Consider the following 20,266-nt stretch of genomic DNA (forward strand, 5'->3'; position numbering starts at 1 on the left):
TCAAGGCGCCGCCCCGCCCGCCCCCGTTTCGACGGATTCAGTCGTCGAACAGTGCTTGGATAACGAGGTGCCCACCTCCGGCAAGCCGAGGCGCTGCCCGCCGGATCGGCTCGACGATCGGAGAACCCGCATGTCTGACCGCCCCGACATCGTCATCCTGATGACCGACGAGGAGCGCGCGGCGCCGCCCTACGAACCGGCCGAACTGCAGGAGTGGCGCGAGCGGATGCTGCCCGGTCGGCGCTGGTTCGACGACAACGGGGTCAGCTTCACCCGGCATTACACCGGTTCGCTGGCCTGCGTGCCGAGCCGCCCGACGATCTTTACCGGCCAGTATCCCGACCTACACGGCGTCACCCAGACCGACGGAATCGGCAAGCGCTTCGACGATTCGCGGCTGCGCTGGCTGCGCGTGGGCGAGGTGCCGACGCTGGGTAACTGGTTCCGCGCCGCCGGTTACGACACCCATTACGACGGCAAATGGCACATTTCGCATGCCGACCTCACCGATCCGGAGACGGGCGGATCGCTGGCGACCAACGATGACGACGGCGTCGTCGATCCGGTGGCGGTGCAGCGCTACCTGGACGCCGACCCGCTAGCCCCGTACGGCTTCTCGGGCTGGGTGGGTCCCGAACCGCACGGGGCGGGCAACGCCAACAGCGGCTACCGGCGCGACCCGTTGATCGCCGACCGCGTGGTGGCTTGGCTCGAAGATCGCTACGCGCGTCGCCGCGCCGGTGACATCGCCGCCCTGCGCCCGTTCCTGCTGGTGGCCAGCTTCGTCAACCCGCACGACATCGTGCTCTTCCCGGCCTGGGCGCGGCGCAGTCCGGTGCAGCCTGCTCCCCTGGATCCCCCGCATGTGCCGCCGGCACCCACCGCGCAGGAGGACCTGTCCACCAAACCGGCCGCACAGATCGCGTTCCGGGAGGCCTACTACTCCGGGTACGGGCCGGCGCCAGTGATCAGCCGCACCTACAACCGCAACTCGCAGCGCTACCGCGACCTCTACTACCGCCTGCACGCCGAGGTCGATGCGCCGCTCGACCGGGTGCGCCGGGCGGTCACCGACGGTGGCTCCGACAATGCTGTCCTGCTACGCACCTCCGATCACGGCGAACTGCTCGGTGCGCACGGCGGACTGCACCAGAAATGGTTCAACCTGTACGACGAGGCCACCCGGGTGCCGTTGGTGATCGCCCGAATCGGTCACCGCGGCACCGACGCGCGCACCATCGACACGCCGACCTCGCATGTCGACCTGGTCCCGACTCTGCTGGGCGCGGCGGGCATCGACATCGACACCGTCGCCGCAGCACTGGCCGAGTCCTTCTCCGAGGTGCACCCGCTGCCCGGTCGCGACCTGATGCCGATCGTCGACGGAGCCGCCGCCGACGAGACGCGGGCGGTGTATCTGATGACGCGCGACAACGTGCTCGAGGGTGATACCGGCGCTTCAGCATTGTCCCGCCAGTTGGGAAGAAACACGAATCCCCCTGCGCCCCTTCGGATCAGGATTCCAGCCCACGTGGCGTCCAATTTCGAAGGCCTGGTGGTACGCGTCGCTGCTGCCGACGGTGGCGCAGGACATCTCTGGAAGCTGGTGCGCACCTTCGACGATCCGGCCACCTGGACCGAGCCCGGGGTGCGACACCTGGCCGCCAACGGAGTGGGTGGGGAAACCTACCGTACGGACCCGATCGATGATCAGTGGGAGCTGTACGACCTGACTGCCGACCCGGTCGAGACGCAAAACCGTTGGGCTGACCCCGAACTGCTCGAACTACGTCGGCACCTGCGGATGCGACTCAAGCAGATCCGCGCGGAGTCGGTCCCCGAACGCAATCGGCCGTGGCCGTACGCCGACCGGCAACCGCCTGCGGACGGAACGCACGGAGTGCTACGCCGAACGCTTGGGCGGTTGCGCAAACCCGGGTGATTCTGGCACTCCCGTTCAGCAGGGGCGGCGGGTAACCTGTTGACGCGCAGCGTAAATGATCGAGCCTGCGGTATGGAACGGCGTGGAGTCACGGTGGGCGGGTCCGATAGGCAGGTCGGCGGCGCGCCGCAACATCATCTGCGCCAGGGTGCCGTTGGTGCAGTACGGGACGATCAGGACGTTGGCGAGCTGTTCCGCGCCATTCACGCTGATCACGTGCTGCTGCTTATGTTGCCAGCCTTGCCAATTCAAGTCGGGCGGTCGCTGCAGTGGTGGCCAGTTGACGGCGATGCCGGTGACCTCGCCAAGCCGCGCGCTCAGCGCTCCGACCAGCTCCGGCAACTCCGCGCCGATCCGATCGGTACGCGGCCACCACGCCCCGTCGATGTTCTGCCCGAGCTCCAGTGCCAGCGTCAGCCGGATCGGGGTGGCCTGGCGCCGCCCGAGCAACGACGACATCACTGAATCCACGGGGTCGGCGGACCAAACCCCGACCCGGGGCGATGCAGGAGATTTCGTAAGAGCGGTACCGGATTACACACCAGGGGTGTTCCTTCATTCAGCGTCGACGCCCGCGGGTGCGGAACGACGGAGGAATCACATTGCCGGTGTGCGTAGCTTGAGCTGACTACCGCTGACAACGAAACGGCTCGGTCCTGAGGCTACGCCACCGAGGCCGCTGCCGAACAGCTGGATTCAGTTCCGATCAGTGCCGATGCGGCGAATAAGGCAGATGTAGGCGAGTATGGAAAGCATGGCCATAGAAAACTGGTGGGATGCCCCCGAAATCCATCCTTCGGAGATCCGGGTGGGTGATGCCATCGGTACGGTGGACGCCGATCATCTCCGTTACATCGTCAAAATGATCAGCGGCCCGCAATCCGGGCGTCAGCGGTGGACGTTCTTCGGCCGCGACGCGCAGGGCCGGGATCACGCGAGCACGTTCAAAGAAGACGACATGGTTCGCAGGTTCGCCAAAGCGTCCTGAGTTGGCCGGACGCTAATGTAGGCGTACCGCCAAGGACCCACGGGTCCACCAATCGAGCTGGTGACGGCTCCCCGGTGCCGACAGGGGTTGTATGTCTAGGTTTTCGTTGCCCGAGGAAGCGCCGGGGGGTTTGTCGTCGCCGGTGACAGCGAAGGTCATGAAGTATGCGGCCAAGGCGCACGTCGCGATCTTCAAACTCACCAACGGTCGCATCGGCAAGACCTGGCGGGTGGGCGCCGGCTTTCACAAACCGGTGCCGACCCTGCTGCTTGAGCACCGCGGTCGCAAGTCCGGGAAACTGTTCACCACGCCGCTGGTCTATCTGCAGGATGGCGATGATTTCGTCATCGTCGGCTCGCAGGGGGGCATGCCCAAGCACCCGCAGTGGTACCACAATTTGGTCGCCCACCCCGACACCCAGGTGCACGTGACGGGTCAGCGCAATGTCAAGGTGACGGCCCACGTCGCCACTCCGGAGCAGCGCGCGGAGTTGTGGCCCAAGCTGCTCGAGCTCTATGCCGACTTCGCGAAATATCAGACATGGACGGATCGGGAGATCCCGGTCGTCATCCTTTCGCCGCGTTAGCCGTCAGTCGGAACAGCGCGCGATCCAGCGTCGGCAGTATTTCGGTGATGGGGATCTCGCCGGCGGCGAAGCGCGCCACCAGGCCGTAGGCGAGGTTGGAGATGATCGGCGGCAGGTCGTCGATCAAGTCTGGATCAGCGCCGTCCAACGCGGCGGCAGTGGCGGGGATGACTGCGTCCAGACCCCGGCTCACCAACCGCTGGCCGCCCGGGGCGGAGCGGGCCCGGAAGTACGCCCGCAGCATGTCGGGGTGGCGTTCCCATGGCTCGAAAATCGTTCGAAATATTCGCATCAGGCGCTCATAGACAGAGGCGTGCGGATCGGGAGCCTGGCCGGCCAGGCCCGCGTACCGGTTCTCGTTCATCCAGTACTCGAGGGCGGCCAGGATCAGCGCGTCGCGGTTGGGAAACCGCTTGTAGATGGTCGCCAGTGACGTGCGTGCTCGTCTGGCGACCTCGCGCAGTTGCACCGCGTCGTAGCCGTCGGTCTCCAGGATGTCCACCACGATGTCGATGATGCGGTCCCGCCCGCGTTCCGGCCTGGGTTCGGCTTCGCCGGCCGTTCGTTCAGCGCTGACCACATGCACCCTTGCTCTCGTGGAGTAACACGGTTACCGTACCAGGGTGTAACGCCGTTACTCAACGAGGAGATGCAGATGCCAGGTCGGGTTGCAGGCAAAGTCGCGTTCATCACGGGCGCGGCGCGGGGGCAGGGCCGAAGCCATGCCGCGCGGCTGGCTCAGGAGGGTGCGGACATCATCGCGGTCGACGTGTGCCAGCCCTTCGACAACTCCCCGGCGCCGGCGTCCACGGCGGACGACCTCGCCGAGACAGCCGACCTGGTCAAAGGCTTCAATCGCCGGATCGTTACCGCCGAGGTCGATGTCCGTGATTACGACGCACTCAAGGCCGCCCTCGACAGCGGTGTCGAGCAACTAGGCCGGCTCGACATCGTCGTCGCCAATGCCGGCATCGGCACCATCGCCCCCAAGCTGCACCGTATGGACGAGAGCCTCTGGCAGCAGATGATCGACGTCAACCTCAGCGGCGTCTGGAAGTCAGTCAAAGCCGCGGTGCCACATCTGCTTTCATCTGGCGGCGGCTCGATCGTGCTTACCAGTTCAGTCGCCGGACTGAAGGCCTACACCCACACCGGGCACTACAACGCCGCCAAACACGGAGTGGTCGGGTTGATGCGGTCCTTTGCCGTCGAACTCGGCCCGCAGAACATCCGGGTGAACACGGTCCATCCCACCCATGTGAACACGCCACTGTTGATCAACGAGCAGACATTTCACTTGTTCCGGCCCGACTTGGAAAATCCTGGCCCGGACGATCTGGCGCCGATCTGCCAGACCTTCCACACCCTGCCAATCCCCTGGGTCAACGCCGAGGACATCAGCAACGCCGTGCTGTTCCTGGCCTCCGACGAGGCGCGCTACATCACCGGCGTCACCCTTCCCATCGACGCGGGCAGCTGCCTCAAGTGACCATCACCGCCGAAACCGCTGTCTATTACGACCCGTACGACGTCAACATCACCGCCAACCCATACCCGATCTTCAGTCGCCTGCGTGACGAAGCACCGTTGTACTACAACGAGCGCTACAACTTCTGGGCCATCTCGCGGCACGCCGATGTCGAAGCGGCGCTGTCGGATTGGGAGACGTTCTCCAACAGCCGAAGTGACATCCTGGAACTAATCCAGTCCAAGTTCCCGATGCCGCCCGGCGTGATGATGTTCGAGGATCCGCCCAAGCACACCATGCTCCGTGGCGTGATGTCGCGGGTCTTCACCCCGCGGCGGATGGCGGCCATCGAAGACCAGATTCGCCGTTACTGCATCCGGTGCCTGGACCCGCTGGTGGGGTCCGACAGTTTCGACATCATCGCCGAATTGGCTTCGATGATGCCGATGCGGGTGATCGGCATGCTGCTGGGTATCCCCGAGGAAGAGCAGATCGGTGTGCGCGACGCCAACGACGCCAACCTGCGTACCAAAGCCGGCACGCCCATGAAAGTGGCCAACCCCGACGCCATCGCCGATGGCCGCATCTACGCGGACTATGTGGACTGGCGCGCCAAAAATCCCTCCGACGACCTGATGACCTCGTTGCTCAACGTCGAGTTCGAGGACGAAAACGGGGTCACCCGAAAGCTGACCCGCAAAGAGGTGTTGCATTACACCCAGGTGGTCGCCGGGGCGGGCAACGAGACCACAGGTCGGCTGATCGGCTGGCTGGCCAAGGTACTCGCTGAGCACCCCGACCAGCGTCGCGAAATCGCCCAGGACCGTTCCCTTTTGACACGCGCGGTCGACGAGACGTTGCGCTTCGAACCGACCGGCCCCCACGTCGGCCGGTACACGATCCGCGATTTCGAACTCTACGGAACTACGGTGCCGGCTGGCAGCGCGGTGCTGCTGCTATTCGGCGCTGCCAACCGAGACCCGTTGCGCTACAACGATCCTGACATTTTCAACATTCATCGCAACAACATCTCACATCTGACCTTCGGCAAAGGGGTGCACTACTGCCTGGGCGCGAACCTGGCCCGCCTGGAGGGCAGGGTCGCCCTTGACGAACTGCTCAACCGGTGGCCCGAGTGGGAGGTCGACTACGAAAGCCTCAAGCTCGCGCCGACCTCGACGGTGCGCGGCTGGGAACGGTTGCGCATCGTCGTCGGATGACGGGATTCCCTGCCTGTCAGCACCACCGACAACCCGACCAACATGCGAAGCACGCAAACACATTCGGCACGATTCAAGGGAACCGATCGACCCGGATCGCCGCTAGTTCATGAGCGGCCACTGCACACCGACCGGCGCCGAGTTCAGTCGGCCGGCGCCTCGACGGCCGCTCGCCGACTCGGACGGGCCGCACCCCATAGCCCGACGCCGATGCCCACTGCCGCCCCACCGAGCCCGACGAGCCGTTGCGCGGGTTTGAGCTGATCGTGCACGCTCAGCCCGCCGATCAGATCGGCCGCGTCCGCACCGCCGGACGCCAGGAACCAACCGCGGGTGTTCTTGCCGCGCAACGCCGCAGCGGCAAGTAGACCGCCGATCAGCGCGTCGCGATATCCCATGGAGCGCAACAGCAGTTGCGCAGTTGCTGTTTGATCGTCGGGATCGCCCCACAGCTTGTTTGACTTGACCGGGTCGATGAGGAACGACATGCCCGACGCCAGTCGGATGCTGCCCGCAACAAGTGCGGCACGATCGATCGACATGAGCGGAGCTTAGTCTTCCCTCATACCAACGGAGAAGGGGTGCAGAATGACGTGGCAGATTGTGATGGTCGTCTTGTCATTGAGTATCGCGGCCGTCGCAGGATTGGGTTGGATTTTCACCCGCAAAGAACCTGCCCGACAACGCCGCCGGACCGTAGCGCTCGGCTCCCTGGCAGCTGCGGCGATGTTCTTCGTGTTGGGTTCGTTCACGATGGTCGGAACACGCCAGATCGCGATCATCACGACTTTCGGCCGTCCCAACGGGGTGAGTCTGAACAACGGATTTCACGGCAAGTGGCCCTGGCAGGTGGCCCACCAGATGGACGGCGCGGTACAGATCGACAAGTACGTCAAGCACGGTGACCACGACGAACGCATCCTGGTGCGACTGGGCAACCAATCCACCGCCCAGGCCGACGTCAGTATTCGCTGGCAAATCAAACAACACGCCGCGCCCGAACTCTTCCAGCAGTACAAGACGTTCGACAACGTGCGCATCAACCTGATCGAGCGCAATCTGTCGGTCGCCCTCAATGAAGTGTTCGCCGCGTTCAACCCACTGGACTCACAGAATCTCGATGTCTCGCCGCTGCCGAACCTGGCCAAGCGTGCCGCCGACATCATGCGCCAGGATGTGGGCGGCCAGGTCGACATCTTCGACGTTAATGTGCCCACCATCCAGTACGACCAGGGCACCGAGGACAAGATCAACCAGCTGAACCAGCAGCGGGCCCAGACCTCGATCGCGCAGGAGTCACAGCGCACTGCCGAAGCTCAGGCCAGAGCCAACGAAATCCTGTCCCGCTCGATCAGCAACGACCCCAATGTTGTTGTGCAGAACTGTATTACAGCTGCGATAAATAGGGGTATCAGTCCCCTCGGTTGTTGGCCGGGCACTTCCGCCATGCCGACCGTCTCGGTGCCACCCGGCCGGTAGCGAGGGCATAGGGTTGATACCCATGCAGAACCCGTTCGCAGACGCGCTGCGCGGCCGCTGGGTGGGCCGACGAGGGCGGCAGGCGTCCTCGGTCGACGTCGCTGAAGACTTCGAGGACGAAGAAACCAAAGCCACCGACGCCGCGCTCGACGCCGTCGAGCTGCCGTCGGCGGATCCCGCGCTGCTGCTGCAGAAGATGGAGAACCGGCTGGTCCGCAACCACTTGAACAACGACGTCATGAGCGTTGAGCAACTACGCAGACTGCGTTACATCCTCAACTTCGCCCGACTCGCCGACTTCGAACCCGGGGCGGCCGGCCCGGGTGGCAGCCGCGGGCGCGGAGACGTGTCGGTAGGTGCCGAGATCGGGCCTTGGCGGTCCAGGGTCGTCGACGCACTGTATGAACCGTTGCGCGAGGAGTCGGACCCGGTCAAAGCGCTGACAGCGGCTCGGGAGATGTTGCCCGCTCTCAGCGAGGATCAGGACGACCAGCGACGTGTGCTGATCGAACGTCACCGCAACGACTTCTCCGCCGTCGAACTCGACACCGAAGTCGGCTACAAGAAGCTCGTCACAGTCATGGGCGGTGGCGGGGGCGCCGGTTTCGTCTACATCGGCGGGATGCTGCGCCTGTTGGAGGCTGATCAGCTGCCCGACTACATGATCGGTTCGTCCTTCGGCTCGATCATCGGCAGCCTGGTGGCCCGCGAACTGCCGGTGCCGATCGAGGAATATGTCGCGTGGGCCAAGACGGTGTCCTACCGAGCGATCCTCGGCCCTGAGCGGATGCGCCGTCGCCACGGCATGGCTGGTTTGTTCGCGCTGCGATTCGACCAGTTCGCTCAGGCCCTGCTCAGCCGCGAGGACGGCGTACGCCTTCGCATGTCGGACCTGGCAATCCCTTTCGACATCGTGGTCGCGGGGGTACGCAGACAGCCATATTCCGCGCTGCCCTCCCGATTTCGGCGGCCCGAACTAGCGGCATTGCAGGGACGGTCAATCCCGTTCCGCCCCATCGGAATCGGGCCCCTGGTGGCGGCTCGGATGTGGCAGGTCTCGGCATTCATCGACTTGCGGGTCGTCAAGCCGATCGTGATCAGCGGCGACGATCCCGCTCTTGACTTCGACGTGCTCGATGCGGCGTCGTTCTCCTCGGCGATCCCCGGTGTGCTGCATCATGAGTCGAGCGACCCGCGGATGCTGCCACTGCTGGACGAACTGTGCGCGGAACGGGAGGTCGCAGCGCTCGTCGACGGCGGTGCCGCGAGCAATGTGCCGGTCGAGTTGGCCTGGAAACGGATCCGCGACGGGAAGCTTGGCACCAGGAACGCCTGCTATCTGGCATTCGATTGCTTTCACCCGCAATGGGATTCGCGGCACCTGTGGATGGCCCCGATCCTGCAGGCGATCCAGCTGCAGATGCTGCGCAATCTGCCCTACGCCGACCACCTGGTCCGCTTCGAGCCCACCCTGTCGCCGATCAACCTCGCGCCGTCCGCAGCGGCTATCGATCGCGCCTGCAAATGGGGACACAACAGCGTCGGCAAAGCCATTCCGGTCACCACGGCACTCCTGCAGCCGACCTGGTGGGACGGGGACGAACCCGCTGCCGCCGGTTCCAGAGATCGCGTGCGCGCGAAGTCGGTGGCATCGTCGATGAGTTCGGTGATGGCTGCCCTCCAGGCTCCCGGTGGACGGGTGGCACGGTGGCGTGACCGCTACCTGACCTGAGGCCGCGGACCCCGCGGTCTAACATGACCTCATGGTCGACCCGGTCGGGGGCGCTGACTACAACACCGGCGCGCATGCGGACTCGGCGAGTCTTGCATGGTCTAGCGGTACCGAAGTTCCAGACATCCAGAGCGTGCCGCCGGGTGGGGTCCCCGATGATGCACTCGCTGAACCCGCGATCGTGGAACAGTCATGGGGCACCGTATTGGGCAGATCGGTGGCGGTGCTGCTGATCTGCCTCGGGGTGGCTGCGGTGATCGTGGTCGTGGGTCTGGTGCTGCTCCGAGACCCCTCTCCCGACGCTGCCCCGGCGCGCACCACCGCCGCTCCGACGGCGCCGGCCACCACCACGGCCATCGTCTCTGATCCCGAACAGGACAGCCGCTACATCGCGGCCCTCAATGAGAAAGGCATCGTCTTCGCCAACCCCGATGTGGCCGTCTCGAACGGCAAGGCGGTGTGTCAGAGTTTTGCGGCCAGAATGTCGGTGGCAGAAGTGGTGGCAGAGTTCCGGGCAAGCAGTCCCGACTTCAGCGCACACGCCGAAGACATTGTCGCCGTTTCCGTTCGGGCCTACTGTCCGCAATACAGCAAACTCGTCGCGGGAATGTAGGAGCCGACATTGCCCGTTGAGAGGACAGGTGAGAGCCCGTTGCGGGTGGCAGTCATCTCCACCGGCGGCGTGGGCAGCATCGCAGTGCGGGTCATCGCCCGACGCGCCAACTACGACCTGGTCGGGGTGTGGGTGCACAGCCCGGAGAAGACCGGGCGGGATGCAGGTGAACTGGTCGGGATCGACCCCATCGGTGTGAACACCACCGGCGAACTGGACGACATCATCGCGTTGCAGCCGGACTGCGTCGTCTACACCGCCGCCAGCCCGGAAATGGACGCCCCCGCCGTGCGCGATTACGTGCGGTTCCTGTCCGCCGGCATCAACCTCGTCACCACCAACACCCCGGGCATGATGTTTCCCGACAGCTGGATTCCGCACCTGGCCGCCGAGGTGCGCGAGGCCGCGCTGGCCGGCGGCGTCACCGCCTACACCTCGGGCATCGAACCGGGGTTCGCCGGTGTCCAGTTGGCCGTGCTGCTGTCGACCCTGTCCAGCAGTATCAAATCCATTCGCACGCAAGAGATTTTCAACTACTCGCAATATCCGAACACCTACGTGATGTTCGACGCGATGGGCTTCGGCCGGCCGTTGGACTACACACCGTTGCTGTCCCTCAATGGCGCACAGCAGTTTGCGTGGGGTCCGCCGGTCAACATGGTCGCCCGCGCACTGGGCATCACGCTGGACGAGGTAACCGAAACTTACGAGCGGGTCGCGACCCCACGTGAATTGGTGGTGGCGAGCGGGGTCATCGCTGCCGGTACCTGCGGCGCGATCCGGGCGCAGACCATGGGGATGGTCGGTGGCCAACCGGTCATCACCATCGAACACGTCAACCGGATGGCTCCCGACCTGGCGCCGGAGTGGGCCAGCGCACCGAACGGCACGTACCGCCTCATCATCGATGGCGAGCCGAAGATCACCTGCGACTTGCGACTCGGGGCGGCCGACACACCTGCCGCAGCCAATGACGCCGGGATGGAGGCCACTGCCATGCGGGTCGTCAATGCGATCCCCTACGTGGTTGCCGCGCCGGCGGGCATCGCGACCTCACTCGACCTGCCGATCACCGCGCCGCGGCACGCGCTGGTCAGTCCGTAACCGCCCGGAATGCGCTGACCAACTCCGACAGCACCTCGCCCGCCTGAGCAGGATCGGCGGGCAGCGATCCGGAGAGGCGGATGTCGGTGGCCCCATCGGCCAGCAGCTGCGGAACCACCGCGACCGACGCCTGCACGTCGACCGAGCGATCCGCGCCCCTTACCAGCGCCGCGGAACCCTGCACCTGAAGATCACCCGGGTCTCCCCCGGCGTCGACGATCGCCTCCTTCATGGCCGGGATAGCGCCTCGGAGGTCACTGATCGCCGGACCCCAAGGGATCCAACGGTTTCCGAACCGGCTCAACCGACGGGCGACCGCCGGATTGACCGTTCCACTGACCCAGATGGGTATGCCCCCGGCCTGCAATGGTTTGGGCATCTGATGGATGCCGTCGAAGGACAAATCGGGTGCGTCGTACGCGCCGCGTTGCTGCGTCCACAACGTCTGACACACTTCCAGGGTGTGGTTGAGGAGTCGTCCACGTCGTTCGAAGCTAAGCCCTGCGGCCTCGTATTCCTCACGCTGCCAACCGATTCCGACTCCGAGGTCCACCCGCCCGCCGGACAACACGTCAAGGGTGGTCAACTGCTTGGCCAGCACCACCGGACGTCGAAGCGCGGCCAGCAGCACTCCGGTGGAGAGCCGGATGCGGGTGGTGGTGGCGGCTACCGCGGTCAGGAAGATCAACGGTTCCAGCCAGTGACCGTCAGGTCCTGTCGGTTGTTTGCCGCCGGCGGTGCCGCCGGCGGCGGGGTCGCTGTACGCGGCGAGGTTTTCCCCGAAGACGACGTGGTCGGAGACCACGACCCGGTCGACGCCGGCGGCGTCCATTGCCTGCGCCATATGCAGCGTCGCAGCCCAGTCCTCGTCGGAGCGGTCACTGAAGGTCCGCAGGTACAGCGAGAGTTTCGGACGTTGCGTCATAGGCGTCGAGCCTACGGCGCGGACCTCGAGCCGTCCGGGGGAAGGGTTCGCACAGAGCATCTCCCTCGGTGTCCGCGTCGACCGCGAATCCCAGCCCACCCGATCTTGTTCCCGACCGGTACGCGGCGCCTGCAATATCTGCATGCCGAAAGCGGTCACCCCTCGGAGCGCAGCTCCCACGGCTCGTCCCAGTGGTCCGTGACGGCTACTTCAGTCAGGGGTTTGCGCCGCACCAACCTGTGTCTGCCCTTGGGCCAGCCGACCGTCAGCAAAGATGCGATCTGCCAGTCGGCGGGCACACCTGCCACGGCACGCAACTCCGCCTCACACGAGTAATGCCACAGCGTGATCGCTGCGCCCAGGCCCTGCGCGCGCGCCGCGAGCAGAAAATTCTGCACGGCGGGATAGATCGAACCACCCTGCTGGAGCTCAGCTGCCCCCGGCTGAGGCTGGATGCAGAACATGACGAGCGCAGGTGCCGACCCGCCGACGCGGGTGTGCTCGGCCATCGTGCGCAAGGCACGCGACCGCGGATCGTCGGCGGCATCCTCGGGCACCGAAAGGCCGTAGTAATCAGCCAATGCCTGCCACGTCCTGGCCGCACCGGCCGTGACAACTTCGCGAGCCTCGGCCGATCTCAGCACCACGAATTTCCACGGCTGCTGGTTGGCTCCGGACGGCGCCCAAGTGGCAGCGAGCAGGCACCGCTCGAGCACTTCGTCGGAGACGGGTTCGTCGCGATACCGCCGAACAGTTGACGCGGTCCGCATGACCTCCCAGAGATCGACAGGTGCCGCGCTCATGCCAGCGTGGCCCGCTGCAGCACACCTCGCCACGTGCCGCCCCGCATCGGTCCGGTGACCAGCGGCAGATCGAGGGTCGACAACAGGCCGGGCGGAGCGGCGATGACCGCAGGGATGGCGTTGAGCTCGCGCATCACGGTCGCATAAGTCAAGCCGCGCATATTGTTTCCGCGACCATGCATTTCGATGTCAACGGTATAGGTGGGCAACCCGTCCACGATGACGCGGTAGCCGCCGTGCGGTGAGGGATGTCGCGGCCAGTCCGGGGCCGATCCGTTACCCATGCGAGTGATGTGTTCGAGCACGATCCGCTCCTCATCGTCCACGATGCCGGCGAGCTTGAACCGCATCCCGCCCATGGTGCCTGGCTCGATCCAACCCGACGCGACCTCGTAACGCTCTGCAGCGAGCCACTTCTCGATTGTTGTCTCGACCCGGTCGAGTGGGAGGCCGACACCGTCCGCGACCAGGTGGACGATAGGAGCCCATAATGCGGCGAGCCGTTCGGTGTCGAAGAGCGGTGCCGGGTGGTCGGGGGTGTGTCCAAATCCCATGAATTCGAACATGATGTCGGGCTGGTCGATCGGCCCGTAGTCAAGGATCTCGAGCATGGTGATCTTGTCGACACGACTGCTGAATCCGGTCATCGTCAGCGCAATGACGTCATTGGCCCAGCCGGGGTCGACACCACTATTGAAGAAGCTGGTATTGCCTTCCCGGCATGCCGACTCCAACAGTTCGGCGGTCTCATGGTCTGCCGCAGGTGGGTAACACAGCGGCACCAGGGAGGTACACACCACATGCTTGCCCGCGCGTAGGCAACGCGCGATGTCCTGTGCGGCCTCGTGATAGCGATAGTCACCCGATGCGAAGTAGGCCACTACATCAGCGTCACCTGCGAGTGCGGCAGCGATGTCCCGGGTGGCGATGACCCCGGTTGCGGGCATTCCGCACAAGTCGCCGGCGTCGCGCCCCTCCTTGGCATCGGAGTACACGAGCACGCCGGACAGCTCCAGACCGGGATGGGTGATCAAGGCGCGCAGCGCACCGACCCCGACCTGCCCGGGACCCCACAGGATCACCCGGGGTTTGCACTGCTCGTCGCCACTCATGTGCACCTCTCCACCGCTAACTAGGCGTGAGAACATATCCTCTCAGATAGTGATAACACCATTACCAGGTATCCACGACGTGGCGGCGGCGTCCGAGCACGGACGATCGGCCACCTGCGTCGATTCTCGTCGGGCACCACGATCCAGGTGGGGACCAGCGAGTGCAACGCACCATCGTCCCAACGTGGAACCCGGGCTACCCCGTCAGCTTGCGCACCCGCCGAGTCGCCGTCGCGCGCGGAGCGGCTTTCCGCGGTGCCTTGGACTTTGCGCTGGCAGCGGGCGGGCTGATGGCTTGTTTGCACCACGCCCACAGCTGTTCCTCGGTCAACTTGGTTCCCCTGCCGCCGAGACTGAACACCCCGATCTGTGCCAGCGCGGTGAGAGTCGTGTTGAGCAGGGTTGTCAACTGCGCCGGCGTCAGATCGTCACGCACCAGTCCCGCACGCGCGCAGGACGTGATGATCTTGGTCAACAATTTCAGGTGCGGTTCCCACACTTTGGCGAAGTCGGCCGGACGCTCGATCTCCAAGCTGAGGTTGTAGATGGTCATCACCCGACCGCCTACCGCCTCGGAAGTCTCTGCGCGATACAGGAACCCGCGGCAGAATGCCTCCAGTTGCTCCATCGGACCTTCCGCGGCGGCAACCTCCTGGCGGATGTTCTCGGTGAACTGACTGGTGACGTTCTCGTACAGCGCCAGCATCAGTTCTTCCTTGCCGGCGAAGTGCTGATAGAAGGCCCGCAGGCTCAGATTGGACCGGTCGATCAACGCCTGAATCGTGAAGTCGGCCTTGCCCGACTCTTCGACCAATTCCAGTGCCGTGGCCAAGAAGCGGGAACTGCGGGCAAGAGCCCTCGCTCTCGCGGTGCTCAAACGCCGCTCGATGGTGCGTTCCTGCCACGTCGTGGACGTCTCGACGGTGGGATCGACTATTTCCAATCCGGCTTCAGGTTTCTCGCCGGCGCTCTTCTTCGCAGCCATGATGCACATCAGAATACGCGTAGGTTGCCGGAGTTTGCGTGCTACCCACGATGATGTCGGCAACCGACAGCGAGAGCACCGTCGCCGTCCTACCGGGTCTCGCGCGCCGCGAGTCAGCTCTTGCGGTACCGTGAAAATGGCCGTTCTCGCTTGGGGGAATCAACATGCTACAGCTTGGACCCGCAGGCCTTGCTGAAGGAGTGCAGCGTTGAGCGCAGACATCCTGATCGTCTCGCCGGACGATCACCTGGTGGAACCTGCCGACCTTTGGACCAGTCGGCTGCCCGAGCGCTATCGGGACATCGGGCCGCGGATCGTTCGCCTGCGCGGACGCATGGACCCGACGGTCACTTCCGACGTCGCATTCGTCGAAGACAAGGACGGTCGCGACGCCGACATCTGGCACTACGAAGACGCGGTCATCCCGATCCCGCTCATCAGCGCGGCTGCCGGTTATGAACTCGACGAACTCAGCACCGACCCGATCACGTACGACGAGATGCGCCCTGGCTGCTTCCGGCCGGCTGACAGGCTTGCCGATATGGACCTGGCCGGCATCGAGGCCTCGGCCTGCTTCCCCAATACGTTGGTCCGCTTCTGCGGCCAGCGCTTCCTGCACGGTAAGGACAAGGAACTCGCGCTGCTCTGCGTGCAGGCATACAACGACTTCCAAATCGACGAGTGGGGCGGCGATTCCGGCGGCCGGCTTATCCCACTCGGCATCATCCCGCTGTGGGATGTCGAACTCGCCGCCAAGGAAGTGGCGAGGGTGGCCGCCAAAGGCATGCCCGCCGTCTGCTTTTCCGAGTTGCCGTCTCGGCTCGATCTGCCATCGATCCACAGCGGCTACTGGGACCCGTTCTTTGCCGCGTGCGAGCGCAACAACGTGGGCATCATGCTGCACATCGGGTCGAGTTCGTCGCTGACCAAATCTTCCCCCGACTCACCACACGTCGTCACCAGCGCGCTGATGGCCGTCAATTGCACTATCGCGCTGGTTGATTGGCTGTTCTCTGCCAAGCTCATACAATTTCCCAACCTCAGGATCGCCTTCGCCGAGGCGCAAGCGGGGTGGATCCCCTATTACCTGCAGCGTGTCGATGAAGTGTGGGAGGACCGCCGCGCGTGGGGTGGCATTCATCCGCTGCTGACGGAACCGCCGAGCGACCAGGTTCCCGGACGCGTCTACTTCTCCACCTTCGGCGACCCGGTCGCATTCCGCATTCTCGACCTGGTCGGGCCGGACCAACTCATGTTCGAGACCGACTACCCACACAACGACACCAATTGGCCCAGAAGCCTCGAGGTCGCCAATAAGGCTACGGCTGGCCTGGATCAGGAAACCAAACGTAAGGTGTTGTCCACCAACGCGAAAAGGTTCTTCGGCCTGGCTTAACGAGCTTGCCAGTCCGGCTTGCGCTTCTCCAAGAAAGCACGCGGACCTTCGACGGCGTCCTTGGTCAGAGCCACCTTCATGCGGTAGTTCTCCGCGAGCAGTTCGGCCTCGTAGATGGGCAACGACAAACCCTTTCGCACTGCCATGCGCGAACCCCGCACCGCCAGTGGCGCATTCGAGTTCACCACGTCAGCGATCTCCCAGGCACGCTCCATGAGCTGGTCGTGAGGTACCACTTCGGTGAATACACCGAGGTCGTAGGCGCGTTGCGCGTCCAGACTCTCGTGCTTGCCCATCAGCACCAATCGCATCGCGACCGGCAACGGCAGGATGCGGGCCAGCCGGACCGCTTCTCGACCCGACGAAACCCCGATGCTCACATGCGGATCCATCAGCGTCGCACGCTCGGAGGCCACGGTGATGTCAGCGGTAGTGACCAAATCCAGGCCCGCGCCGCACGCGACGCCGTTCACCGCACAGATGATGGGTTTGGTCATCTGCAGCCACGGCGGCGTGGCTTCCTGGGGGGCGTCCCACTGCCGCATCGAGCTCAGGATCGGTTCGCCCTGATTGTCGATACCTGCCGCGTTCTCCATGTCGTGCTCAGCGGCCTTTTTCATGTCCGCTCCGACACACAACGCGCGGCCGACACCGGTGATGATCATGGTCCAGATATCCTGCGAACGCTCAATTTCCGCGTACGCAACGTTGAGTTCGGCACTCATCTCGTCGTTGATCGCGTTGAGCACTTCAGGGCGGTTCAGCGTCACACACGCGGTGTGATCCCGAACCTCGACCTCAATGGTGCCGTAATCCGTCACGTGTGCCCCTAGTCGCAAATCACTGGTGGGATCGTTTGTTTGACGCGGGTGCTCGGTCGGACGCCCAGGATGTCTTCGAATCGGTCGCAATACCGTGGCCAGACATCGGGATTCAGCAGTCTCGGCGGCATGCCGCCGTTGAAGATCGTCTGCCACTGTGTGGCTGTGGCGATAGCAAGGTCGCGTGCAGCTTCGACGGTGATGCCCGCGGTGTGCGGAGTGGCGACCACATTGTGCAGACCCAGCAATGGATTGTCCGGGCGGGGCGGTTCCTCATGGAACACATCGAGACCTGCGCCGGCAATGCCGCCGTCCGCCAGTGCCTCCGACAACGCTTGTTCATCGTGCACGGGTCCGCGTGCGGTGGTGATGAAGAACGCGGTCGGCTTCATCGCAGCGAACTGCTCCTTGCCGAACAACCCTTCCGTCTCAGCGGTCAGCGGACACGTCACCTGAACGAAATCGGCTCGGGCCACCAGTTCGGCGAGCGAAACGGACTGTGCGCCACGGCTCTGCGCAGTCGGTTGGTCGACATACGGATCGAAGGCAAGGACCTCCATGCCGAACGGCGCGCACAGCTCCGCCAGGCGAGTGCCGATGGCGCCGAGTCCGATTACGCCGAGCGTCTTTCCGAGCAGCTGAGTGCCCCGCAGGGCCAATCGATCATAACGGGACCCATCGCGTAGTAGGCGATCAGCGACGGTGATCTTCTTAGCCAAATCGAGCATGAATCCGAGAGCATGTTCGGCTACCGCTTCGGCGCCCGGACCGGAGTTGTTGCACACCGCGATTCCCGCTCTTGTGCACGCGTCGACATCGATCACGTCATAGCCGGCACCCGCCGAGCAGACCGCCAGTAGCTGCTGGCAGCGTTGCACCATTTTGGGTCCGACCAGCCACTGCGCACCGTCGGCGAAGGGCGCGACATCGGTGCGGGTGGCCACCTGATAGCCGTGGGCGCAACCGAGTGCCGCCCACCCTTGCTCAGGTGCGTCCAGATCGAGCCTGACGACATCGACATCGGTTGATTCGAGAATGTCGCCGGCCACCGGATCGGTCCAGCGTTCGAAGACCAGTCGCGGACGAGTCGTCATCGCTTGACGTTTGGCTTCGCCTGGGCAGCCTTGAACATGTCAGCGAGGGCCGCGTCGACGTTCTTGTAGTCGTTGCGCGCGATCGAACCATCGCGGCCCGACACCACGTCGTAGCCCAGCCGCAGATCTTTGTTCTCCATGTGAAAGTACTCGCGACCGATGGGCAGCCGCCGGTCCTGGCGAGGCACCTCCATCCAGGCGCGCAGAAAGCACCGCGCCTTCTTCGGGTCGGTGCTGCTGACGAAATCGGACCTCGAGTGACACATCGCAAAGTTGTTGGCGACGGCGGCTTCGCCGGACTCGAGGCGGAACTCGACCTGTTGTTCGACAAGGACATTGCGCAGCAGCTCGATTGCCTCAGCCTGTTCGGCGGTGAATTCCCGACCGAGTGTCTTCATGGCGGGCAGGATGCTGCTGTAGGTGAAGTTGATGCAGATCCGCCCGTCGATCTGGGAGAACACCGGCACATCGTACGGCGTCACATCGGGCTGATCGTCCGGCTGCTCACTGCGCCGGTGGTGCGGGAAACCCTGGTACAGAACGCCTAACAGGTCCGGACGCTCAGCCAGCAGCCGATTGTGTGCGGCCGGGCCGCTGGCGAACTGACTCTCGCCGCCCTGGGCGGCCGGATAGACGCACAGCAGCGACAGGATGTCGGCGGCGTCGTTGTGCATGGCGAGCTCGGCCCGCGACTTGGTGCCGCGGGCAGGTTGCACTCCGCCCGGCAGCACCTCCTCCTGCACCCGCACCATGCGGTGCCCGAAGGAATTGTTCGACACCAGATAGCCCAGATGGGTACAGAACGCCCAGTAGATGCGTTCCAGGTCTTCCACCGAATGCTGCTCGACGGGAAAGCCGCGTACGCATGCTAGACCCTTGCCGAACATCAGCTCCGAGTAGAGCCGCGCAAGATCCTCATCAAGGTCGGGATGCCGGGCGTCGTCAGGACTGATGTCGTCGCGGTCCTTGGATGCGGTCTTGGCCAAAATAGATTCCAGCGCAGCCACATTGCGCGAGGACAGGTCGAAGGCAAAGTCCTCTTTGCCTTCGAAGTCCGCACCGGTCCAGCCCATCGGGTCGGTGACCTGTTCGGTGAAGATGGCGGTCGGCATCCGGTCCTCCTGTTGTCCGTCAATCGTCGCTGCGGCTCCCGAGTGCACGGAGCGCCTGCGCACGGTTGGTGGCGGCTTCGGTCATCATTCCGACGTCCGTTCCCGCCGAGATGAATCGCAATCCCAGTCCTATGTAGCGTTCCAGCAGGTCGAGGGACTTGATTCCGGCCACACCGAGCGCCACGCCGTGCTTACGGCAAGCCGCCGCAACCGATTCTACTGCATGGCGGAAATGATCATTCTCATACTGGCCGTGGATACCCATCTCGGCAGTCAGATCACTCGGTCCGATCAGGATCATGTCGATGCCGGCCACCGCGGCAATCGAATCAGCCGCCTGCACCCCTTGCGGCGTTTCGATCATCACCGCCACTACCGTCCTGCGTTCCAGCGTCTCAATCAGTTCCGAAGCCGGCTGCACGACATAGCCGCTGACCGCGTTGGGGCCCGAAATCGATCGGTGCCCGACGGGCGGGAAGCGGGCCGCATCGACGACGCCTTGAGCTTGTTCACGTGAATTTATATGCGGCACAATGACACCAACGGCTCCGACATCCAAGACCCGCGCGATGAAGCTGGGGTCCTGGGACGGCACTCTCACCAGACCCGAGATACCCGCCGCCAGTGCGCTGCCGCACAGCAACTGCGCCGTTTCCAGGGACGTAGAGGTGTGTTCGAGATCGACGTAGACCGCGTCGTATCCACACGTCGCGGCGATGGCGGGCACATCCGGCGTGCGGGCATTCTGCAACGCGAGGCACAAAACCAGCGAATCGCCCCGCAACGCTTCCCGCAACGCTCCCGTCATAGGCTCACCGTAGCCGATGTGAGAATACCGTTTCCGTCATCTGGGTAATGACCGTTATCAGTGGTCGCTACAATGTGG

The 20,266-nt window shown here is 64.3% G+C and carries 20 protein-coding genes and 1 pseudogene; 10 read left to right on the forward strand and 11 right to left on the reverse strand.

What is annotated here, in order from left to right; genetic code table 11:
* Window positions 1–130: 130 nt before the first annotated feature.
* On the forward strand, window positions 131–1,942 hold the full coding sequence (locus AC5Y6Y_RS07735) for a sulfatase family protein (protein ID WP_473139026.1): 1,812 nt from the start codon (window positions 131–133) through the stop codon (window positions 1,940–1,942).
* 15 nt (window positions 1,943–1,957) lie between these two features.
* Here the strand turns inward: AC5Y6Y_RS07735 and AC5Y6Y_RS07740 are convergent, their stop codons facing one another.
* Window positions 1,958–2,401 (reverse strand): DUF5994 family protein, encoded by a 444-nt coding sequence (locus tag AC5Y6Y_RS07740; protein WP_473139027.1) that lies wholly within the window; start codon window positions 2,399–2,401, stop codon window positions 1,958–1,960.
* Between the two features lie 295 nt (window positions 2,402–2,696).
* Between AC5Y6Y_RS07740 and AC5Y6Y_RS07745 the strand changes: the two genes are divergently transcribed.
* Together AC5Y6Y_RS07745 and AC5Y6Y_RS07750 are read left to right on the forward strand one after the other, a co-directional pair.
* On the forward strand, window positions 2,697–2,930 hold the full coding sequence (locus AC5Y6Y_RS07745; protein WP_463827722.1) for a hypothetical protein: 234 nt from the start codon (window positions 2,697–2,699) through the stop codon (window positions 2,928–2,930).
* A gap of 91 nt (window positions 2,931–3,021) precedes the next feature.
* On the forward strand, window positions 3,022–3,516 hold the full coding sequence (locus tag AC5Y6Y_RS07750) for a nitroreductase family deazaflavin-dependent oxidoreductase (protein WP_463827721.1): 495 nt from the start codon (window positions 3,022–3,024) through the stop codon (window positions 3,514–3,516).
* On the opposite strand, the gene AC5Y6Y_RS07755 is transcribed toward AC5Y6Y_RS07750, so the two are convergent.
* Window positions 3,497–4,096, reverse strand: a complete 600-nt coding sequence (locus AC5Y6Y_RS07755; RefSeq protein WP_473139264.1) for a TetR/AcrR family transcriptional regulator — start codon at window positions 4,094–4,096, stop codon at window positions 3,497–3,499. The genes AC5Y6Y_RS07750 and AC5Y6Y_RS07755 overlap by 20 nt on opposite strands.
* 75 nt (window positions 4,097–4,171) lie before the next feature.
* Here AC5Y6Y_RS07755 and AC5Y6Y_RS07760 point away from each other — a divergent pair, with 75 nt between their 5' ends.
* Together AC5Y6Y_RS07760 and AC5Y6Y_RS07765 are read left to right on the forward strand one after the other, a co-directional pair.
* Window positions 4,172–5,005, forward strand: coding sequence for a mycofactocin-coupled SDR family oxidoreductase (locus AC5Y6Y_RS07760; RefSeq protein WP_473139028.1), 834 nt, complete (start codon window positions 4,172–4,174; stop codon window positions 5,003–5,005).
* Entirely contained in the window at window positions 5,002–6,204 is a 1,203-nt protein-coding gene (locus AC5Y6Y_RS07765; RefSeq protein WP_473139029.1) for a cytochrome P450, read from the forward strand. The genes AC5Y6Y_RS07760 and AC5Y6Y_RS07765 overlap by 4 nt, the downstream gene beginning before the upstream one ends.
* Window positions 6,205–6,347: 143 nt before the next feature.
* On the opposite strand, the gene AC5Y6Y_RS07770 is transcribed toward AC5Y6Y_RS07765, so the two are convergent.
* Complete coding sequence (locus AC5Y6Y_RS07770) at window positions 6,348–6,746, reverse strand: DUF4267 domain-containing protein (RefSeq protein WP_463827717.1); 399 nt, start codon at window positions 6,744–6,746, stop codon at window positions 6,348–6,350.
* A 46-nt stretch (window positions 6,747–6,792) separates the two neighbouring features.
* Between AC5Y6Y_RS07770 and AC5Y6Y_RS07775 the strand changes: the two genes are divergently transcribed.
* From AC5Y6Y_RS07775 to AC5Y6Y_RS07790, 4 genes are read left to right on the forward strand one after another with little or no spacing between them, the layout of a single operon-like run.
* Window positions 6,793–7,683, forward strand: coding sequence for an SPFH domain-containing protein (locus AC5Y6Y_RS07775; protein WP_463827716.1), 891 nt, complete (start codon window positions 6,793–6,795; stop codon window positions 7,681–7,683).
* A 22-nt stretch (window positions 7,684–7,705) separates the two neighbouring features.
* Complete coding sequence (locus AC5Y6Y_RS07780; protein WP_463827715.1) at window positions 7,706–9,415, forward strand: patatin-like phospholipase family protein; 1,710 nt, start codon at window positions 7,706–7,708, stop codon at window positions 9,413–9,415.
* 31 nt (window positions 9,416–9,446) lie between these two features.
* Complete coding sequence (locus tag AC5Y6Y_RS07785; protein ID WP_473139030.1) at window positions 9,447–10,028, forward strand: DUF732 domain-containing protein; 582 nt, start codon at window positions 9,447–9,449, stop codon at window positions 10,026–10,028.
* Window positions 10,029–10,037: 9 nt separating this feature from the next.
* Window positions 10,038–11,132 (forward strand): NAD(P)H-dependent amine dehydrogenase family protein, encoded by a 1,095-nt coding sequence (locus AC5Y6Y_RS07790; RefSeq protein WP_473139031.1) that lies wholly within the window; start codon window positions 10,038–10,040, stop codon window positions 11,130–11,132.
* On the opposite strand, the gene AC5Y6Y_RS07795 is transcribed toward AC5Y6Y_RS07790, so the two are convergent.
* The 4 genes from AC5Y6Y_RS07795 to AC5Y6Y_RS07810 all read right to left on the reverse strand — a co-directional run bounded on the left by AC5Y6Y_RS07795 (window position 11,122) and on the right by AC5Y6Y_RS07810 (window position 14,957).
* The gene (locus AC5Y6Y_RS07795) at window positions 11,122–12,057 is read right to left on the reverse strand and encodes a TIGR03619 family F420-dependent LLM class oxidoreductase (protein WP_473139032.1); all 936 of its coding nucleotides are present in this window, start codon (window positions 12,055–12,057) and stop codon (window positions 11,122–11,124) included. The two genes, AC5Y6Y_RS07790 and AC5Y6Y_RS07795, sit on opposite strands and share 11 nt — an antisense overlap.
* 155 nt (window positions 12,058–12,212) lie before the next feature.
* Window positions 12,213–12,860 carry a nitroreductase family protein gene (locus AC5Y6Y_RS07800; RefSeq protein WP_473139033.1) on the reverse strand — a complete coding sequence of 216 codons (648 nt, stop codon included), beginning with the start codon at window positions 12,858–12,860 and terminating at the stop codon, window positions 12,213–12,215.
* Window positions 12,857–13,942 carry an NAD(P)H-dependent amine dehydrogenase family protein gene (locus AC5Y6Y_RS07805; protein WP_473139265.1) on the reverse strand — a complete coding sequence of 362 codons (1,086 nt, stop codon included), beginning with the start codon at window positions 13,940–13,942 and terminating at the stop codon, window positions 12,857–12,859. Before AC5Y6Y_RS07805 ends, AC5Y6Y_RS07800 begins: the two co-directional genes overlap by 4 nt.
* Before the next feature lie 226 nt (window positions 13,943–14,168).
* On the reverse strand, window positions 14,169–14,957 hold the full coding sequence (locus AC5Y6Y_RS07810; RefSeq protein WP_473139034.1) for a TetR/AcrR family transcriptional regulator: 789 nt from the start codon (window positions 14,955–14,957) through the stop codon (window positions 14,169–14,171).
* 208 nt (window positions 14,958–15,165) lie between these two features.
* Between AC5Y6Y_RS07810 and AC5Y6Y_RS07815 the strand changes: the two genes are divergently transcribed.
* On the forward strand, window positions 15,166–16,353 hold the full coding sequence (locus AC5Y6Y_RS07815) for an amidohydrolase family protein (RefSeq protein ID WP_473139035.1): 1,188 nt from the start codon (window positions 15,166–15,168) through the stop codon (window positions 16,351–16,353).
* Here AC5Y6Y_RS07815 and AC5Y6Y_RS07820 read toward each other — a convergent pair.
* From AC5Y6Y_RS07820 to AC5Y6Y_RS07835, 4 genes and pseudogenes are all read right to left on the reverse strand, one after another.
* Window positions 16,350–17,174: an enoyl-CoA hydratase/isomerase family protein gene (locus AC5Y6Y_RS07820; RefSeq protein WP_473139036.1), complete on the reverse strand. Its 825-nt coding sequence runs from the start codon at window positions 17,172–17,174 to the stop codon at window positions 16,350–16,352. The two genes, AC5Y6Y_RS07815 and AC5Y6Y_RS07820, sit on opposite strands and share 4 nt — an antisense overlap.
* Before the next feature lie 8 nt (window positions 17,175–17,182).
* Window positions 17,183–18,268 (reverse strand): hydroxyacid dehydrogenase, encoded by a 1,086-nt coding sequence (locus AC5Y6Y_RS07825; protein WP_473139037.1) that lies wholly within the window; start codon window positions 18,266–18,268, stop codon window positions 17,183–17,185.
* Complete coding sequence (locus AC5Y6Y_RS07830; protein ID WP_473139038.1) at window positions 18,265–19,380, reverse strand: TauD/TfdA family dioxygenase; 1,116 nt, start codon at window positions 19,378–19,380, stop codon at window positions 18,265–18,267. Before AC5Y6Y_RS07830 ends, AC5Y6Y_RS07825 begins: the two co-directional genes overlap by 4 nt.
* A 19-nt stretch (window positions 19,381–19,399) precedes the next feature.
* A pseudogene (locus tag AC5Y6Y_RS07835) lies at window positions 19,400–20,228 on the reverse strand (HpcH/HpaI aldolase family protein).
* Between the last annotated feature and the right edge of the window lie 38 nt (window positions 20,229–20,266).

Source organism: Mycobacterium sp. NGS24 (genome assembly GCF_059813065.1).